This is a genomic window from Cupriavidus sp. 207A1 (genome assembly GCF_057798955.1).
The window spans coordinates 157,910-173,724 of sequence record NZ_JBYOJO010000012.1 but is presented as its reverse complement, the minus strand read 5'-3'; the positions used below and the strand labels follow the sequence as shown (position 1 = coordinate 173,724).

The following is a 15,815-nucleotide window of genomic DNA, read 5'->3' as shown; positions in this document are numbered from 1 at the left end:
ATACGTTGTGAAAAAGTTCGCTCCATTGTCTGCATGACTGATCAGCAGGCCTTGAGCGATCGCAACGATTCGCGCTGCATTGTTTCGTCAACTCCGGCAATCACGAGCGCATGCATCACATTGCTCAAGTCGGCGCGGCGCGCTCCGTATACAGCGGGATGGAAATCCCACCCTGCAGATTCCCTGCAAACGCCCCCAACGATTCCTTAACGAAGGATTCCCCTTGATGTTCACTACCATCCGCGCGCGGATCGTGGCCCTGTGCGTCGCCATCGTGGTCGCCGCGCTCGCCATCAACACGGCACTGAACCAGTTCGTTGCCAATCGCCATAACGAAGACGCCATCGACAGCAGCCTGGCCGCGGTGCAGAGCGGCCACGCCAGCGCCATCGCCGACTGGGTGGCCTCGCACAGCCGGATGATCGCGTCGCTGCAGGACGCCGTGCTGCAGCCCGAACCCGATGCTGCGCTAAGGCAGATCGCGCAGGCCGGCGGCTTTACCAACGTCTACGTCGGCTACGCCGACAAGACCGCAAAGTTCTCCAACCCGCAAGGCATCCCGCCCGGCTACGACCCTACCGGCCGCCCGTGGTACCGGCAGGCCGCCGCGGCCGGCAAACCCGTGGTCACGCCGCCTTATGTCGATGCCGGCACGGGCAAGCTGGTGGTGGCGTTCGCCGCGCCGGTGGTGCGCGACGGCGCCGTGCAGGCCGTGGTCTCCGGCGATGTCGCGATGGATACGGTCATCGCCAACGTGAAGGCCATCCATCCGTCGCCGGCCAGCTTCGGCATGCTGGTGGCGCAGAACGGTGACATCGTCGCCCACACCGACGACAAGCTCACGCTCAAGCCGGTCACGGAACTCGTGCCGGCGCTGAGCGCCGACAAGCTCGCCACGCTGGCCGGTGCGAAGACGCCGCTGCAAGTCGAGGTGCACGGCAGCACCAAGCTGCTCGGCGCGCGCGCCATCCCCGGCACCGACTGGCTGGTCATCGTCGCGCTGGACCAGGCCGAGGCCACCGCCGGCATGCGCTCCGTGCTGATCGCGTCGGTGATCGCGCTGGTGCTGATCGCCGGCGTGGCCGCGGCGGTGGTGTGGGGTGTGGCGACGATGTCGCTGCGCGGCCTGTCCACCGTGCGCGACGCCATGAATGCGATCGGCTCGGGCGACGGCGACCTGACGCAGCGCCTGCCCGCCGACGGCAACGACGAGGTCGCGCAGATCGCGCGCGCCTTCAACACCTTCGCCGACAAGCTCTGCACCATCATGCGCCAGATCCGCGACGCCAGCGAATCGGTGCGGGCCGCGTCCGACGAAATCGCCGCCGGCAACATGGACCTGTCGCGCCGCACCGAATCCGCCGCCGCCAGCCTGCAGCAGACCGCCGCGTCGATGGAAGAGATCACCGCCACCGTCGGCCAGTCGGCCAGTTCGGCGCAGCACGCCAACGAATCCGTCGCCGCCGCCTCGCGCGTGGCCGGCGACGGCGGCGTGGTGATCGGCGAAGTGATCAGCACCATGGGGCAGATCGAGACCGCGTCGGTCAAGGTGTCGGACATCATCGGCGTGATCGAGGGCATCGCCTTCCAGACCAACATCCTGGCGCTGAACGCCGCCGTCGAAGCCGCGCGCGCCGGCGACCAGGGCCGGGGCTTCGCCGTGGTTGCCGGCGAGGTGCGCGCGCTGGCCCAGCGCAGCGCCCAGGCCGCGCGCGAGATCAAGACCCTGATCGAAACCACCGTGGGCAGCGTCGCCTCGGGCTCCGAGCAGGTCCGCCGCGCCGGGGACACCATGGGCGAGATCGTCAGCAACGTCTCGAAAGTGACCGGAATTATCAACGAGATCACTCACGCGACGATGGAACAGACGCGTGGCATTCAAGAGGTGAATATGGCGGTGAGCCAGCTGGACCAGATGGTGCAGCAGAACGCGGCGCTGGTGGAACAGTCGACCGCGGCGGCCGCGGCGCTGCAGACGCAGGCCGGGAGCCTTGCGGGGGCGGTGGGGCAGTTCAGGCTGGGCTGAGATTCCCGGTCGTCATCGCGATTTGCCCGGCGGCACGGGCGCCCGCTCGCGCCGCCCGCCGATCGCCCCGGTGCCCGCGGCCTTCACGATCCTGCGGAAGGTCGGGCACTCCATATGGCTGGGCGCCGGGCAGACCGCCGCATGCCGCAGCCCGTCGCGCATCGCCGTCAGCTTGCGGATGGTCCGATCCAGCTCGTCCGCCCTGGCGGCCAGCATCTGCCGGTCGATGCGCGGCTGGCCCTGCGGCGAGAACATCCGCGCGATGTCGTCCAGCGAAAAGCCGGCCGCCCGCCCCAGCGCGATCAGCGCCAGCCGCTCCAGCACCTCCGCATCGAACACGCGCCGCATCCCGCGCCGGCCGATCGATGCGATCAGGCCCTTTTCCTCGTAGTAGCGCAGCGTCGATGCCGGCACACCGGCCTGCCGGGCCACTTCCGCAATATCCAGGCTTGTCACCGCTTGACCTCAAGTCGACTTGAACTGGCACAGTGTAGCTTCCAGCCACGCGAGGGGATACGACCATGGGTGAACAACGGCAAACCAGCAGCAACGGCGGCGAGCAGGCCGCACTGTGGAACGGCGCCTCCGGCCAGGCGTGGGTGGAGCACCAGGGCCTGCTGGATGACATGTTCCGGCCACTGGAAGAGCAGCTGGTCCAGGCCGCCGGCAACGCCGCGGCGCAACGCATCCTCGATGTCGGCTGCGGCACCGGCAGCACCACGCTGGCGCTGGCGCGGCGCCTGGGTGAGAAAGGCCATTGCACCGGCATCGACATTTCCGCGCCGATGCTCGCCGCCGCGCGGTCCCGCGCGCAACGCGAGGGCATCAACGCAAGCTTTATCCACGCCGATGCGCAGGAGCACGCCTTCGCCCCGGCAAGCTTCGACATGATCGTGTCGCGCCTGGGCGTGATGTTCTTCAGCGACCCGGTGCGCGCGTTCGCCAACCTGCGCTGGGCCGCGACGTCGGACGCCACGCTGCACTGCATCGCCTGGCGCAGCGCCGCCGAGAACCCCTTCATGACCACCGCCGAGCGCGCCGCCGCCCCGCTGCTGGCGAACCTGCCGCCACGGCAGCCCGGCGCGCCGGGGCAGTTTGCCTTCGGCGAGCGCGAGCGCGTGTCGACGATCCTGCAAGGGAGCGGCTGGGGCGATATCGAGATCCGACCGACCGACGTGACCTGCACGCTGCCGGAGCCGGCGCTGGCCGGCTACCTGTCGCGTCTCGGCCCGGTCGGGCTGGCACTGCAAGGCGCGGACGCCACCACACGCGAGCGCGTCGCCACAACCGTGCGCGCCGCGTTCGAGCCCTACGTGCAAGGCGATTCCGTGCGCTACACCGCGGCGTGCTGGACCATCACGGCGCGCGCGACCGCGGCTGTTCCGCTCAATTGCCGGGACACCAACCATGCCTGACCACACCACCGCCATGCTGCTCCATGCCACGGTCATCGGCACCGGCGCCACGCTGGTCATGGATGCCTGGGCCATCCTGCGCAAATGGCTGCTCGGCTTGCCTGCGCTGAACTATGGCCTGGTGGGACGCTGGCTCGCCTGGCTGCCACGCGGACGCTTCCATCATCAGCCCATCGCCGCGACGCCACCGGTGCGCGGCGAGCAGGCCATCGGCTGGATCGCGCATTACCTGACCGGCATCGCGTTCGCGGGGATACTGCTGGCGTTATGGGGGCTGGACTGGGCGCGCAAGCCGACGCTGGCACCAGCCTTGATCGTCGGCATCGCCAGCGTCGCCGCGCCCTTCCTGCTGATGCAGCCCGCGATGGGCGCTGGCATCGCGGCCAGCCGCATGCCACGGCCGAATGTCGCGCGGGTGCATAGCCTGGTGACGCATGCGGTTTTTGGGGTGGGGATGTATGCGGCTGGTTGGGTGGCACAGCTGATCGCCGGTCCCAATTGGTCATTGGCGTAAGCGCATCAGCCTGTGCGAATCACTCCGGCACCGGATACTTCCTCGCATTGATTTCCATCTTCGCCCGCACCGCGGCGTCCAAATCCACGCCGAGCGCCGTCACCAGCTGGGTCAGATAGATGGTGATATCCGCAAGCTCCTGCTCCACATGCTCGCGCTTGGACGTGGACATGATGGCGCGCGATTCGTCCTCGGTCTGCCACTGGAAGATCTCGACCAGTTCGGAGACCTCGACGCTCAGTGCCATCGCGAGGTTCTTGGGGCTGTGGTACTTGCCCCAGTGACGGGCTTCGCCGAAGTCGTAGGCGGCTTGCTGCAGGTTCTTGATATCGATCAGGGGCATGGTGGTGTGGCGAATGCTTCGTGTGGCAGCACGCCGGCATCGGCGTGTGCAATGGGTGAGTTGCCCTCGGGCAGTGAACGGATGGCTGCGGCGGCTCAAGCGCCGAGCAGCCGGCGCGCCAGCAATGCCTGCAGGTCGCGCCGGCCATCCGCGATGACATAGATGATCACGCTGTCGTCCACCAGGCGGTAGATCACGCGATACGGCTTGAATGCGGTCTGGCGATATTCCCGGATACCCAGCGCGATCAGCTCGGCCGGGTAGCTGCCCTTCTCGGGGAAGCGCGAAATCTGGTCCACGGCTTCCAGCAACCGATCCAGCACGTAGTCCGCATTCTCGACACAGTCGAATTCCGCAATGTAGTCGTAGATGGACTCCAGATCCTGTTCGGCCCCGGCGGTAAGCAGGACCTCATGGCGCTTGCCGCCCGCCGGCATCAGTCGGCGGCCCGCTTGCTGCGCAGGCGCGCGACCACGTCCTTGACAGGCTTGAGCTTGCCGGCGGCGATTTCCTGGTTGCCCAGCGCCAGGATCTTCAGCAGGGCCAGCGTTTCCTGCGTCTGCTCGAACGACGCAACGTCCTGCAGCACCGCGCGGGCCTCGCCGTTCTGGGTGATCACCAGCGGCTCGCGCCGCTCATTGACCTGCTCGAGCACCTCGGCGGCATTGGCCTTCAGGTAGCTGATCGGCTTGACCTGGGAAGAGTAGCGCATGATGTGAGCCTGACTGTGCAATGGACCGAATATAGACTTTATTCGGTCCTGCAACAACCGACGGCAGCCGGGCGATTTATTGCCAACACGAAGCGGCGCCGCGCGCACCCCACCCAGCAAATTGCCACCCTCCAAGGGTTATCCCTAGGCAAGCATTCCCATTTTTCGGGACTGGCGGTTTTGATTTCCGGGAATCCGGTCCTATTCTTGGGCCCCATGTTGAATGCAGTCGACCCCACCACGCCGCGGCAGACCGCCGCTCCCACAAGCGCAGATGCCGCACAGCCGGCCGGCGGTGCCGACCGCGTGCTGTTCGTGCTGGCCGCGCTGGCGCAACACGGCGCCCCGATCACGGTGCGCGACCTGGTGGCCCGGACGGGACTGCCCAAGAGCACGCTCTATCGCCAGTTGATGCTGCTCAAGCGCTGGGGCTTCGTGCTCGAATCCGACGGCGAATACGCGCCGGGCCCGATCAGCCTGCAGCTCGCGCTCGGTTTCGACATGGCCTCGCACCTGGCCCGCGAAGCGGTGCCCGATATGCGACTGCTGGCGCAGCAGTCGGATGAAAGCGTCGGCCTGGTGGTCGCGGTCAAGGACCACGCGGTGTGCCTGGAAATGGTGGAGAGCCGCCAGTCGCTGCGCTGTTCGTTCGAGAAGGGCCGCGGCGTGCCGCTGCGCGCGGGCGCGTCGGCCAAATCGCTGCTGGCCTTCATGCGCGACGACGCGCGCGAACGCGTGGTCCGGGCCCAGTGCGAGCCGGCCGAAGCGGAAAAACTGCTGGCGGAACTCGCTGCGATCCGCGCCACCGGCTATGCCGTCAGCGAGGGCGAAGTGGACCCCGGCGTGTGGGGCGTGAGCGCGCCGCTGTTCTCGCGGCGGGCCAAGGCCGACGCGCTGGGCTCGATCACGCTGATGGTGCCGGCCACACGCCGGCAAGGGCGCGAAAGCGCGCTGATCGACATGACCGTGGCGGCAGCCATGCGGATTTCCGCGCGGCTGCAGTCTTACTGAAAACACCAGAGCAATCTTTACCGCACCGTCCGCAGACCCGCGCGACGGCAGATTTCCCGTTCCCGGAAAAAAGGAGACCCCCATGAACCTTCGTCGCAAATGCCTGATCGCCGGCCTCTCGGCCGTGGCCGGACTGACCTTCGGCGCCGCCGCGCACGCGCAGGACAGCAACGTGCTGCGCGTGGCCACCGACGCCACCTTCCCGCCGATGGAATTCATCGAGAACGGCAAGCGCACCGGCTTCGACGTCGAGCTGGTCGAGGCCATGGCCAAGACCATGGGCAAGCAGGTGGAATGGACCAACATCGACTTCAAGGGCCTGATCCCGGGCCTGGTCTCGCGCCGCTTCGACATGGCCGTATCCGGCATCTACATCACCCCGGAGCGCCGCAAGGTAGTGGACTTTACCGAGCCGTACTACACCGGCGGCCTGGTGGCGCTGGTCAAGAGCGGCAACGCCACCATCAACAAGCCGGAAGACCTGAACGGCAAGAAGGTCAGCGTGCAGGTGGGGACCAAGTCGGTCAGCTTCCTGCGCGACACCTATCCGCAGGTGCAGCGCGTGGAAGTCGAGAAGAACCAGGAAATGTTCAACCTGGTCGAGATCGGCCGCGCCGATGCCGCCGTGACCGGCAAGCCGGCCGCGATGCAGTACGTGAAGACCCGCGGCGGCCTGCGCGTGGTGGAACAGCAGCTGACCACCGAGGAATACGGCATGGCCGTGCGCAAGGACACGCCCGAGCTGACGCGCGCGCTGAATGCCGCGCTGGCCAAGCTCAAGGCCGATGGCACCTACGCCAAGCTGACCCAGAAGTGGTTCGGCGCGGCCGCCAAGTAAGCCACGCGGACCGACACCATGGAACTGGATTTTTCTCCCGTCTTCGCCGGGTGGTCTGACATCCTGCACGGCGCCGTCATCACCGTGCAGGTCACGGCCTGCGCGCTGGTGCTGGGCTGCGTGATGGGCCTGCTGGTCGGCATCGGCCGGCTGGACCCCAGGCGCCGCGTCATCTACAGCATCTGTACCGCCTATGTGACCTTTATCCGCGGCACGCCGCTGCTGGTGCAGCTGTTCCTGCTGTTCTTCGGGCTGCCGCAGTTCAACATCCTGCTGCCGGCCTTTGTGTGCGGCGTGATCGGGCTGGGCATCTATTCCGGCGCCTATGTCTCGGAGATCGTGCGCGGCGCGATCCAGTCCGTCGACAAGGGCCAGATGGAAGCCGCGCGCTCGATCGGCATGTCGTCCGGCCAGGCCATGCGCGCAATCATCCTGCCGCAGGCCATCGTGCGCATGATCCCGCCGCTGGGCAACGAGTTCATCGCGCTGATCAAGAACTCGGCGCTGGTGTCGCTGCTGACCATCGCCGACCTGATGCACGAGGGCCAGAAGATCATCAGCGTGTCGTACCGGTCGCTGGAAGTCTACCTGGCGATCGCGCTGGTGTATCTGATCCTGACGAGCGCGGCCGGGCTGATCCTGCGCCGCGCCGAACAACGGCTGCGCATGGGAGGCATGGTGCAATGAGCGATTCCGCAATCATCCGGATCCGCAACCTGGGCAAATCGTTCGGCAGCCACACCGTGCTGCGCGGCATCGATTTCGACGTGGAACCGTCGCAGGTGGTGGTGGTGATCGGCCCCAGCGGCTCCGGCAAGAGCACCTTCCTGCGCTGTTGCAACGGGCTGGAGCAGCCCGAGGCCGGCACCATCGACATCGTTGGCAAGCGCCTGGTGACCGACGGCCAGCTGATCGACGAGCAGGGGCTGAACCAGCTGCGCACCGAAGTGGGCATGGTGTTCCAGTCGTTCAACCTGTTCCCGCACCTGTCGGTGCTGCACAACGTCACGGTGGGGCCGCGCATGCTGCGTGGCGTCTCGCGCGACGACGCCGAGCGCAAGGCAATGAGCCTGCTGGAGAAAGTCGGCCTGGCGCACAAGGCCCACGCCATGCCGGCCAGCCTGTCCGGCGGCCAGAAGCAGCGCGTGGCCATCGCCCGCGCGCTGGCGATGGAGCCGCGCGTGATGCTGTTCGACGAGCCGACCTCCGCGCTGGACCCCGAGCTGGTGGGCGAAGTGCTGCAGGTGATGAAGGTGCTGGCCGCCGAAGGCATGACCATGGTCGTGGTCACCCATGAAATGGGCTTTGCCCGCGAAGTGGCCGACGTCGTCGTGGTCATGGACGGCGGCGGCATCATCGAGGCGGGGCCGCCGTCGGTGATCTTCTCCGCGCCGACGCAGGAACGCACGCGCGGCTTCCTGCAGGCGGTGCTGACGCGGGCATGAGGATGGCAGTGACGCAAAACCCCTGGCAGGGCCGTGTCGACCACGGCGAGCAGGGCGACACCACGCGGCTGTTCCGCATCGTGCAGGCGCTGGACCCCGCGGTCACCGCGCCGCTGGACCACGCGCCGGTATTGCTCGGCTTTCGCTGCGATGCCGGCGTGCTGCGCAACCAGGGCCGCCCCGGCGCCGCCCACGGCCCCGACGCCATCCGCCAGGCGCTGGCCAACGTGCCGGCGCACGGGCTGCCGGCGCTGTACGACGCCGGCAATGTCAGCTGCGACGACGGCGAGCTGGAATCGGCCCAGCAGGCGCTGGCCGGCGCGGTCCAGGCGGTGCTGGCGCGTGGCGGCTTTCCGCTGGTGCTGGGCGGCGGCCATGAAGTGGCGTGGGGCACGTGGCAGGGCCTGCGCGCGCACCTGGATGCGCGGGACGATGCTGGTCGCGTGCTGATCATCAATATCGACGCCCACTTCGACCTGCGCACCAGCCGGCCCGCCAGCTCCGGCACGCCGTTCGACCAGATCGCCCATGCCTGCGCCGGGCGCGGCCAGCCGTTCGACTATGTCTGCCTGGGCGTCAGCCGCCTCAGCAACACGCCGGCGCTGTTCGGTCGCGCCGAGGCGCTGGGCGTCAGCTACGTCGAAGACGTCGACATGCAGGAGCGCCACCTGGCAGCACGGCTGGCGGAGTTGTCCGCCCGCATCGATGCCGCGGACCACGTGTACCTGACCATCGACCTCGACGCCCTGCCGGGCGCAGTGATGCCGGGCGTGTCGGCGCCCGCCGCCTACGGCGTGCCGTTGCCGGTGGTCGAGGAAGTGGCGCGGCTGGTCCGCCGCAGCGGCAAGCTGCGCGTGGCCGACCTGGCGGAGTACAACCCCCAGTACGACCGCGACCACCTGGGCGCGCGTGTGGCGGCGCGGCTGGCCTGGCGCCTGCTGCGCTGAAGCGCGGGCCAGGGACCCTTCCGCCAGTTGGCAGCCGCCGCGCGCGGCGATAGTATTGCCCTTCGCTAGATTTAGCGATTCTGATCAGAATTGATAAAGCCAGGCAAGGGCAGTCCTGCGCCGGCGCGGCCGTTGCCGCGCCCGGGGATCCGCCGCTTGCCGTTGCTCGGGCGGAAGGGTCTGCGTGATCGAACATATCGTCATCGTCGGTTTTGGCTGCATCGGCCAGGCCGTGCTGCCGCTGCTGGAGCGGGCCTGGCCGCGGGCAGCGATCACCGTGGTCGACCGCGTGCTGGACCGCGCGCGCCAGGAACTGGTCGCCCGCCACAAGCTGCAAGCCATCCAGGCCACCATCACCGCGGCCAACTACGAAACCATGCTGGCCCCGCTGCTGCGGCCCGGCGCCTTCCTGCTGAACCTGGCCCCGTCCGTCTGCAGCCGCGACCTGATCGCACTGGCGCAGGCGCACGGCGCGTTCTATGTCGACGCTGGCATTGAACCCTGGGACTACGCCGCCGATCCGCGGGCCTCGCACCTGAGCAACTACGCGCTGCGCCACGAGATGCTGGCCTTCGCCCGCGGCCGCGAAGCGCTGCCGACCGCGCTGGTCGCGCATGGCGCCAATCCCGGGCTGGTCTCGGTGCTGGTCAAGTCCGCGCTGATGGCATTGGCCGGCAAGGCGGGCATGGATCGGCCGGAACCCCGGGATCGCGCCGGCTGGGCCGCGCTGGCGCGCGCGCTGGACGTGCGCGTGATCCAGGTCGCCGAATACGACAGCCAGCAGGCGCCTGGCTATCCGCGCGACGGCGAGTTCGCCAACACCTGGTCCGCCGAAGGCTTTATCACCGAATGCCTGCAGGACGCCGAACTCGGCTGGGGCAGCCATGAACCCCGCATGCCGCCCGCTGGCTACCGCCACGGCTACGGCAGCGGCGCGGCGATCGCGCTGGACCGGCCGGGCCATCGCACCCGCGTGCGCTCGTGGTCGCCGGTGCACGGCCCGTTCGACGCCTGCCTGATCACGCACAACGAATCGATCTCGATCGCCGAGTACCTGACCGACACCCGCGCCGGCCAGCCGCTGTATCGCCCCACCGTCTACTACGCCTATCGCCCCACCGCCGCCACGCAGGCCTCGATGCAATGGCTTGACGACCGCGCCGCCCCGCGCGTGCGCGGCGAACGCATCCTGCGCGACGAGATCCAGTGCGGCGAAGACGAACTCGGCGTGCTGCTGATGAGCGGCCGGCACGGTGCAGTCTGGCATGGCTCGCGCCTGTCGGTGCAGCGCGCGCGTGCGCTGGCGCCGTACAACACCGCCACCAGCCTGCAGGTGGCATCGAGCCTGGTCGCCGGCATGCAGTGGATGCTGGCCCATCCGTCGCGCGGCGTGGTGGAATCCGATGCGCTCGACTTCGGCCCGGTTCTGGCCGATGCCGCGCACTGGTGGGCCCCGCTCAGCATCGCCTTCACCAGCTGGCTGCCCCGGCCCGGCGCCAACTCGCTCGCCTTCACCGACTTCCTGCTGGACGACACCAAGGTCCAGCCCGATCCCTCCCTGCTGAACCTTGCCTGCTGATGCAACGCATTCCGCAAACCCCGCGCCGCAACTGGCCGCGCGAACTCGAGAAGGTGGGCTTCCACTTCCATTCGCTGGACGAGTTCAACGTCCCGCGCGAAGTCGATGACAACACCTTCTTCTACTGGCGCGAAGACGCTGCCTACGCCTTCAGCAAGCAGGAGGTGGAAACGCTCTATGCCGCCGCCTACGACCTGAACCAGCGCTGCCTGGAAGCCGTGCAGCATGTGATCGACCACGACCTGTTCGCGCGTCTGGCGATCGGCGCGGACTTCGCGCAACTGATCCGCACCTCGTGGGACCGCGACGAGCCCACGCTGTTCGGCCGCTTCGACATGACGCTGGACCCGCACGGCGTGCCCAGGCTGTACGAGTTCAACGCCGACACCCCGACCTCGCTGATCGAATCCGCCGTCGCGCAGTGGTACTGGAAAGACGCCGTGCAGCCGCAGGCCGACCAGTTCAACAGCCTGCACGACGCCCTGGTGGCGCGCTGGCGGTGGCTGCGCAACCACTACCGCAACGCCAGCCTGCTGCACCTTGCCTGCATGTTCGACAGCCAGGAAGACGTTTGCAATACCGAGTACCTGATGGACACCGCGCTGCAGGCCGGCTGGCCGGTCAAGCTGGTCGACCTGCAACAGATCGGCACCGACGGCCGCGGCAACTTCTACGATGCCGACAACGTGCCGATGGAAGTCGTGTTCAAGCTCTACCCGTGGGAATGGATGGCCACCTCCGACTACCGCGACCAGCTCGCGCACAGCCCCGTGCGCTGGGTCGAGCCGCCGTGGAAGGCGGTGCTGTCCAACAAGGCCATCCTGCCGATCCTGTGGGACCTGTTCCCGGGACATCCCAACCTGATCGAAGCCAGCTTCGACCCCGGCCACTTCGCCGGCAAGCCGCACGCGAAAAAGCCCTTCCTGTCGCGCGAAGGCGAAAGCGTGACGCTGCTCACCCCCGAGGGCGAGCGCGTCCACAACCCCGGCGAATATGGCGAAGAAGGTTTCATCTACCAGGCCTACGAACCGGCGCGGCGCTTTGACGGGCGCTACACCACGCTGGGCGTCTGGATCGTCGACGACGTGCCCAGCGGCCTGTGCGTGCGGGAAGAATCCGGGCCCATCGCCAAGAACACCAGCTTCTTCGTCCCCCATTACTTCACCCACGCGTAAGCCATGGCCAACAAGAAGAAGGGCACCAAACGCTCCAAGTACGGCAGCCCATACATGCCCGGCCGGGGCGGCTCCGGCGGCCCGTCGCCGCGCATCGCCGCCTACCAGGCCGAACAGAAAAAGCAGGGCGGCTCGCCCGCGCTGTGGATCGTCGGCGCCTGCGCCGTGGTCGCCGGCGTGGCCGTGCTCGGCTCCTGCGGCGACGACGCCGACGACGACCCCGGCGTCACCGTGCGCCGCGCCAGCTACGCCACGCTGGAAGACTGCGAGGCCGACTGGAACACGCCCAACGACTGCGAAAGCGTGCCGATCGACGACCCCAGCACCATCTACAGCTCCAGCCTCAACGCCCCCGCCAGCGAAGCCGCCGGCTCAGGCACCACGCACAGCAGCAGCGCGTACTACGCACGCTGGTACGGCCCGTACTACACCGCCAGCGGCACCGTCTACCACCCCAACGGCACCCAGACCCAGCGCGACATGTCCTCCGGCCCGCTGCGCCCGATGCAGGTCTACGACCGCAACGGCACGCCCACGCAATCCTTCACCAACGCCACCCCGCGCGCAGCCATGGTGGAAGAAGCCACCGTACGCCGCAGCGCGCTCGGCGGCGGGCGCTCCATGGGCCTGACCATGCGCTCCGCGGCCGTATCGCGCGCACCGGTGGTATCGCGCGGCGGCTTCACCAGCCGCTTCGGCAGCTCCGGCCGCTCCGGCGGCGGCTGAATGCCCCTGCCGAACGCCATCCCGCACGCAAACCAGACAACCGACAACGAGTCCATCCAATGGTCAATACCATGCACCCGGCGCTTGCCTACCTGATCTACATCGTCACCAGCTTTGCCATGCTGGGGCTGTTCCTGCTGGTCTATACGCGCGTCACGCCGCATCGGGAATTCACGCTGATCCGCGAGGGGAATATCGCGGCGGCATTGTCGCTGGGTGGGGCGGTGTTGGGGTTCTCGCTGACGTTGTCGTCGAGCATTCAGCACAACGCTACGTTTGCGATGTTCTTGCTGTGGGCGTTTGGGGCGTTTGCGGTGCAGGTGGTGGCTTACCTGGTGGTGGCGCGGGCGCTGGGGGGTGTCAGTGAGGCGATCTCAAGTGATAACCGCGGGGTGGGGGCGGTGATGGGGGTGATTTCGTTGTCGGTGGGGGTGGTGAATGCGGCTTGCCTTACCTGAGGCCAACTCGGTCGCCTCTCCTGACGCGATGGAATTCATCGACCTCTATGCGGTACACGAGAAGAAGGCCAGGAGTGGACTACTTACCATTCATCCTGCTCGGTGGCTCCATGCCGGTGGGGGCCTAGTTGGCTACGGCGTATTCGATCTTCTGTCGCCTGACTATCAAGCGATCCGCATAGAAGACCAACTAATATGCCATTTCAAAGAGCTGAGTCAGGTAAGTAGGGCGCGCCACAAGCATGCCCATTACTTTGCAACACCGGCGGTTGCCAAGCGGTACTGCAATTATTTGCCAAAGGGCAACATGGTCGAATGCGCCGTTCAGGACATACTTGCCATCCGAAACCCTGAAGGTCGCATTGAAGTGCATACGCCGGTTGGATTCATAGACTTGCTGCTTCCAAAAGCTATCATCGAGATCAAGAGACTCGAGAACTGGAAGCATGCGCTCGGCCAGGTGCTCGCATACTCCGCTTACTATCCGAACCACGCAAAGGTTATTCACCTCTACTCGCAAAGCCGGTCTGCGCCAGACTTGCAAGAGCCCACGCGAATTTGCCAGCAATTCGGCGTCGATCTTGTGCACTCAATTATCTATGCGAGCAATTTGGTTACGGATATCACATGATCCCGCGGGCTGACGCCCCGAACGAGGTCGTCCGCGAGGCAGGTCGGTGCCTGTGCTGCTGGGCGATGCTGTCGCACTAATTGGAATGGGCGTATTCGGCCTGATCGGCGGTGGCAGTGGCTCAGGCGTGCCGGATGGCCAAGCGGACCGTGGCGCCTGGCGCTCCCGTAAGATCATGCTGTGACTATCGCTTGCCGTCCTTAGATTGTCCAACGCCCGCCCGGACGCCTGTTCATCTTCACGGGGAGGGGCCTGCTCACCAAAAGCGCTGATCAGCGCTTCGCCCTCGCCCGCCCCGCCTTCGCGGCCCGTTTTAATGGCACCAGTGCGACGGCCGCCTCTTCGGCCTTATCCGCATTCACCAGCACCCCCGCCGAGACAATATAAGCCGCCGCACTCTCGATATCCCCACGCAGCGCCGCGCAGGCCGCCGCACCGTCATGCTTGCGCAGCGCCTCGACCAGCTTGTCGTGATGCTTGACCGCGACGCGTTCCTCTACCCGTCGCGACCCCGAGCGCAGGTCATGGTTCAGGATCGGCCCGATGCGCAGCCACTGTGACTCGATCATCTGCAGCAGGATCGGCATGCGCGCCGCCGTGTACACGGCAAAGTGAAAGGCCTGGTTTGCGGCGATGACATCGGCGCCGTCTGGATTGCGCTTGGCCATCTCTTCGGCAAAGCGGCGGTGCAGGGTCTGCACCTGCCTCAGTTCCTCGCCGGTGATGCGTTCGGCCGCGGTCGCGGTGGCGAGCCCTTCGAGTTCGATCCGGATCTTGGTGATTTCCTCGAACTGGCTGACGCTCATGCGTGGCACGCGCAGCGCGCGGTTGGGCGTGAGTTCGAGGGCCTGCTCGGCGACCAGCCGGTGCACCGCTTCGCGCACCGGCATGACGCTGACGCCCAGTGCGGCAGCGATGTTGCGCAGGGAAATCTGCTCGCCCGGCATCATCTGGCCGCTGACCAGCAGCTCGCGCAGCTGCGTGTAGACATCGCGGCTGAGGGTCTGGCGGACGAGAGGCGTCACAAGGTCATTCAGGCTCATGCCGCGAAGCATAGCACATAGGGTTATTCTCTATATTTGATCTGTGATCACAGTTTTAATCTTCGTCCGGAAGGCAGGCACCGGCCTGCCCTGAGGAGATTGAAACCATGTGGAAGGATGAATCGCTCGCCGGCAAGCGCGTACTGGTCACTGCGGGTGCCAGCGGCATCGGGCTGGAGATTGCACGGGCGCTGGCCGAAGCCGGCGCCCGCGTCGCGGTCTGCGACGTGGCCGGCGACGGACTGGAGCGCGTGTGCGCCGAATTGCCGGGCGTGGTGGCCCTCAGGGCCGATGTGTCGAAGGAAAGCGACGTCGAGGCGCTGTTCCAGGCGGTGGACCAGGCTTTTGGCGGCCTTGACGTGCTGGTCAACAATGCCGGCGTTGCCGGACCGACCGGCGGCGTCGAAACGCTGTCGCTGGCCGACTGGGAACGCACGCTGGCCGTCAACATTACCGGCCAATTCCTGTGCGCCCGCGCCGCGGTGCCGCGCCTGCGGCAAGGCCGCTCGCCTTCGATCGTCAACCTGTCTTCGGCCGCCGGGCATCTCGGCATGCCGGGCCGTTCTGCCTACTCCGCCTCGAAATGGGCGGTGGTGGGCTTTACCAAGTCGCTGGCGCTGGAACTGGGCGCCGACGGCATCCGCGTCAACACGGTGCTGCCCGGGGCGGTCGACGGTCCGCGCATTCGCGCCGTGATCGCCGCGAAGGCCGAGTCGCTGGGCAAGCCGCTGGAGGAAGTGACGCGCGACTACACCTCGCAAGCGTCGCTGGGCCGCATGGTGACGATGCGCGATATCGCCGACATGGTGCGCTTTCTGTGCAGCGACCAGGCCGCCAGCGTGCATGGGCAGGAGATGGTCGTCGACGGCCTGACCCAGGCGCTCAGCTAGCGCGCCTCCCGCATTTCTTGCACCGCGGGCTATCCGCGATGCGGACCACCAACATCGACAAG

General features: G+C 67.1%; 19 protein-coding genes. 14 read left to right on the top strand and 5 right to left on the bottom strand.

Annotated features, from left to right (window positions below; all coding sequences use genetic code 11):
• Window positions 1–226 precede the first annotated feature (226 nt).
• Window positions 227–2,026 carry a methyl-accepting chemotaxis protein gene (locus AC3FMM_RS21885; protein ID WP_488687478.1) on the top strand — a complete coding sequence of 600 codons (1,800 nt, stop codon included), beginning with the start codon at window positions 227–229 and terminating at the stop codon, window positions 2,024–2,026.
• 12 nt (window positions 2,027–2,038) lie between these two features.
• Here the strand turns inward: AC3FMM_RS21885 and AC3FMM_RS21880 are convergent, their stop codons facing one another.
• Window positions 2,039–2,482: a helix-turn-helix domain-containing protein gene (locus AC3FMM_RS21880; RefSeq protein ID WP_473703144.1), complete on the bottom strand. Its 444-nt coding sequence runs from the start codon at window positions 2,480–2,482 to the stop codon at window positions 2,039–2,041.
• A gap of 65 nt (window positions 2,483–2,547) precedes the next feature.
• Between AC3FMM_RS21880 and AC3FMM_RS21875 the strand changes: the two genes are divergently transcribed.
• Together AC3FMM_RS21875 and AC3FMM_RS21870 are read left to right on the top strand one after the other, a co-directional pair.
• Entirely contained in the window at window positions 2,548–3,441 is an 894-nt protein-coding gene (locus AC3FMM_RS21875; RefSeq protein WP_488687477.1) for a class I SAM-dependent methyltransferase, read from the top strand.
• Entirely contained in the window at window positions 3,434–3,955 is a 522-nt protein-coding gene (locus AC3FMM_RS21870) for a DUF2938 domain-containing protein (RefSeq protein ID WP_115707664.1), read from the top strand. The genes AC3FMM_RS21875 and AC3FMM_RS21870 overlap by 8 nt, the downstream gene beginning before the upstream one ends.
• A 19-nt stretch (window positions 3,956–3,974) precedes the next feature.
• On the opposite strand, the gene AC3FMM_RS21865 is transcribed toward AC3FMM_RS21870, so the two are convergent.
• The 3 genes from AC3FMM_RS21865 to AC3FMM_RS21855 form a co-directional block, all read right to left on the bottom strand.
• Window positions 3,975–4,298, bottom strand: coding sequence for a nucleotide pyrophosphohydrolase (locus AC3FMM_RS21865; RefSeq protein ID WP_115702907.1), 324 nt, complete (start codon window positions 4,296–4,298; stop codon window positions 3,975–3,977).
• A gap of 95 nt (window positions 4,299–4,393) precedes the next feature.
• Complete coding sequence (locus AC3FMM_RS21860; protein ID WP_115702905.1) at window positions 4,394–4,735, bottom strand: type II toxin-antitoxin system RelE/ParE family toxin; 342 nt, start codon at window positions 4,733–4,735, stop codon at window positions 4,394–4,396.
• On the bottom strand, window positions 4,735–5,010 hold the full coding sequence (locus AC3FMM_RS21855) for a type II toxin-antitoxin system Phd/YefM family antitoxin (protein WP_115702903.1): 276 nt from the start codon (window positions 5,008–5,010) through the stop codon (window positions 4,735–4,737). The genes AC3FMM_RS21860 and AC3FMM_RS21855 overlap by 1 nt, the downstream gene beginning before the upstream one ends.
• A 216-nt stretch (window positions 5,011–5,226) precedes the next feature.
• On the opposite strand from AC3FMM_RS21855, the gene AC3FMM_RS21850 reads away from it, so the two are divergent.
• The 10 genes from AC3FMM_RS21850 (at window position 5,227) to AC3FMM_RS21805 (ending at window position 13,820) form a co-directional block, all read left to right on the top strand.
• The gene (locus tag AC3FMM_RS21850) at window positions 5,227–6,021 is read left to right on the top strand and encodes an IclR family transcriptional regulator (RefSeq protein ID WP_488687476.1); all 795 of its coding nucleotides are present in this window, start codon (window positions 5,227–5,229) and stop codon (window positions 6,019–6,021) included.
• A gap of 82 nt (window positions 6,022–6,103) precedes the next feature.
• Window positions 6,104–6,859 carry a glutamine ABC transporter substrate-binding protein gene (locus tag AC3FMM_RS21845; protein WP_115702899.1) on the top strand — a complete coding sequence of 252 codons (756 nt, stop codon included), beginning with the start codon at window positions 6,104–6,106 and terminating at the stop codon, window positions 6,857–6,859.
• An 18-nt stretch (window positions 6,860–6,877) separates the two neighbouring features.
• Window positions 6,878–7,546: an amino acid ABC transporter permease gene (locus AC3FMM_RS21840; protein WP_115707656.1), complete on the top strand. Its 669-nt coding sequence runs from the start codon at window positions 6,878–6,880 to the stop codon at window positions 7,544–7,546.
• Complete coding sequence (locus AC3FMM_RS21835) at window positions 7,543–8,304, top strand: amino acid ABC transporter ATP-binding protein (RefSeq protein WP_018006726.1); 762 nt, start codon at window positions 7,543–7,545, stop codon at window positions 8,302–8,304. The genes AC3FMM_RS21840 and AC3FMM_RS21835 overlap by 4 nt, the downstream gene beginning before the upstream one ends.
• A complete protein-coding gene (gene hutG, locus AC3FMM_RS21830) occupies window positions 8,301–9,251 on the top strand; it encodes a formimidoylglutamase (RefSeq protein ID WP_488687475.1) in 951 nt (316 codons plus the stop codon). The genes AC3FMM_RS21835 and hutG overlap by 4 nt, the downstream gene beginning before the upstream one ends.
• A gap of 184 nt (window positions 9,252–9,435) precedes the next feature.
• Window positions 9,436–10,830 (top strand): saccharopine dehydrogenase NADP-binding domain-containing protein, encoded by a 1,395-nt coding sequence (locus tag AC3FMM_RS21825; protein ID WP_488687474.1) that lies wholly within the window; start codon window positions 9,436–9,438, stop codon window positions 10,828–10,830.
• Window positions 10,830–12,005: a glutathionylspermidine synthase family protein gene (locus AC3FMM_RS21820; protein ID WP_488687473.1), complete on the top strand. Its 1,176-nt coding sequence runs from the start codon at window positions 10,830–10,832 to the stop codon at window positions 12,003–12,005. The genes AC3FMM_RS21825 and AC3FMM_RS21820 overlap by 1 nt, the downstream gene beginning before the upstream one ends.
• Before the next feature lie 3 nt (window positions 12,006–12,008).
• The gene (locus AC3FMM_RS21815; protein WP_115707646.1) at window positions 12,009–12,731 is read left to right on the top strand and encodes a hypothetical protein; all 723 of its coding nucleotides are present in this window, start codon (window positions 12,009–12,011) and stop codon (window positions 12,729–12,731) included.
• Window positions 12,732–12,790: 59 nt separating this feature from the next.
• Window positions 12,791–13,189: a DUF350 domain-containing protein gene (locus AC3FMM_RS21810; RefSeq protein ID WP_326347573.1), complete on the top strand. Its 399-nt coding sequence runs from the start codon at window positions 12,791–12,793 to the stop codon at window positions 13,187–13,189.
• A 28-nt stretch (window positions 13,190–13,217) separates the two neighbouring features.
• Window positions 13,218–13,820, top strand: a complete 603-nt coding sequence (locus AC3FMM_RS21805) for a hypothetical protein (protein ID WP_326347574.1) — start codon at window positions 13,218–13,220, stop codon at window positions 13,818–13,820.
• A 272-nt stretch (window positions 13,821–14,092) separates the two neighbouring features.
• On the opposite strand, the gene AC3FMM_RS21800 is transcribed toward AC3FMM_RS21805, so the two are convergent.
• Window positions 14,093–14,875 (bottom strand): GntR family transcriptional regulator, encoded by a 783-nt coding sequence (locus tag AC3FMM_RS21800; RefSeq protein ID WP_488687472.1) that lies wholly within the window; start codon window positions 14,873–14,875, stop codon window positions 14,093–14,095.
• A 95-nt stretch (window positions 14,876–14,970) separates the two neighbouring features.
• Here AC3FMM_RS21800 and AC3FMM_RS21795 point away from each other — a divergent pair, with 95 nt between their 5' ends.
• Window positions 14,971–15,753: an SDR family oxidoreductase gene (locus tag AC3FMM_RS21795; RefSeq protein WP_488687470.1), complete on the top strand. Its 783-nt coding sequence runs from the start codon at window positions 14,971–14,973 to the stop codon at window positions 15,751–15,753.
• The last annotated feature ends 62 nt before the right edge of the window (window positions 15,754–15,815 follow it).

Bases quoted from the DNA above. Each gene is read 5' to 3' on its own strand.
- AC3FMM_RS21835 (WP_018006726.1), top strand. From the start codon at position 7,543: ATGAGCGATTCCGCAATCATCCGGATCCGCAACCTGGGCAAATCGTTC.
- AC3FMM_RS21840 (WP_115707656.1), top strand. From the start codon at position 6,878: ATGGAACTGGATTTTTCTCCCGTCTTCGCCGGGTGGTCTGACATCCTG.
- AC3FMM_RS21820 (WP_488687473.1), top strand. From the start codon at position 10,830: ATGCAACGCATTCCGCAAACCCCGCGCCGCAACTGGCCGCGCGAACTC.
- AC3FMM_RS21805 (WP_326347574.1), top strand. From the start codon at position 13,218: ATGGAATTCATCGACCTCTATGCGGTACACGAGAAGAAGGCCAGGAGT.
- AC3FMM_RS21865 (WP_115702907.1), bottom strand. From the start codon at position 4,298: ATGCCCCTGATCGATATCAAGAACCTGCAGCAAGCCGCCTACGACTTC.
- AC3FMM_RS21870 (WP_115707664.1), top strand. From the start codon at position 3,434: ATGCCTGACCACACCACCGCCATGCTGCTCCATGCCACGGTCATCGGC.
- AC3FMM_RS21845 (WP_115702899.1), top strand. From the start codon at position 6,104: ATGAACCTTCGTCGCAAATGCCTGATCGCCGGCCTCTCGGCCGTGGCC.
- AC3FMM_RS21815 (WP_115707646.1), top strand. From the start codon at position 12,009: ATGGCCAACAAGAAGAAGGGCACCAAACGCTCCAAGTACGGCAGCCCA.
- AC3FMM_RS21850 (WP_488687476.1), top strand. From the start codon at position 5,227: ATGTTGAATGCAGTCGACCCCACCACGCCGCGGCAGACCGCCGCTCCC.
- AC3FMM_RS21795 (WP_488687470.1), top strand. From the start codon at position 14,971: ATGTGGAAGGATGAATCGCTCGCCGGCAAGCGCGTACTGGTCACTGCG.
- AC3FMM_RS21810 (WP_326347573.1), top strand. From the start codon at position 12,791: ATGGTCAATACCATGCACCCGGCGCTTGCCTACCTGATCTACATCGTC.
- AC3FMM_RS21860 (WP_115702905.1), bottom strand. From the start codon at position 4,735: ATGCCGGCGGGCGGCAAGCGCCATGAGGTCCTGCTTACCGCCGGGGCC.
- AC3FMM_RS21800 (WP_488687472.1), bottom strand. From the start codon at position 14,875: ATGCTTCGCGGCATGAGCCTGAATGACCTTGTGACGCCTCTCGTCCGC.
- AC3FMM_RS21875 (WP_488687477.1), top strand. From the start codon at position 2,548: ATGGGTGAACAACGGCAAACCAGCAGCAACGGCGGCGAGCAGGCCGCA.
- hutG (WP_488687475.1), top strand. From the start codon at position 8,301: ATGAGGATGGCAGTGACGCAAAACCCCTGGCAGGGCCGTGTCGACCAC.
- AC3FMM_RS21855 (WP_115702903.1), bottom strand. From the start codon at position 5,010: ATGCGCTACTCTTCCCAGGTCAAGCCGATCAGCTACCTGAAGGCCAAT.
- AC3FMM_RS21885 (WP_488687478.1), top strand. From the start codon at position 227: ATGTTCACTACCATCCGCGCGCGGATCGTGGCCCTGTGCGTCGCCATC.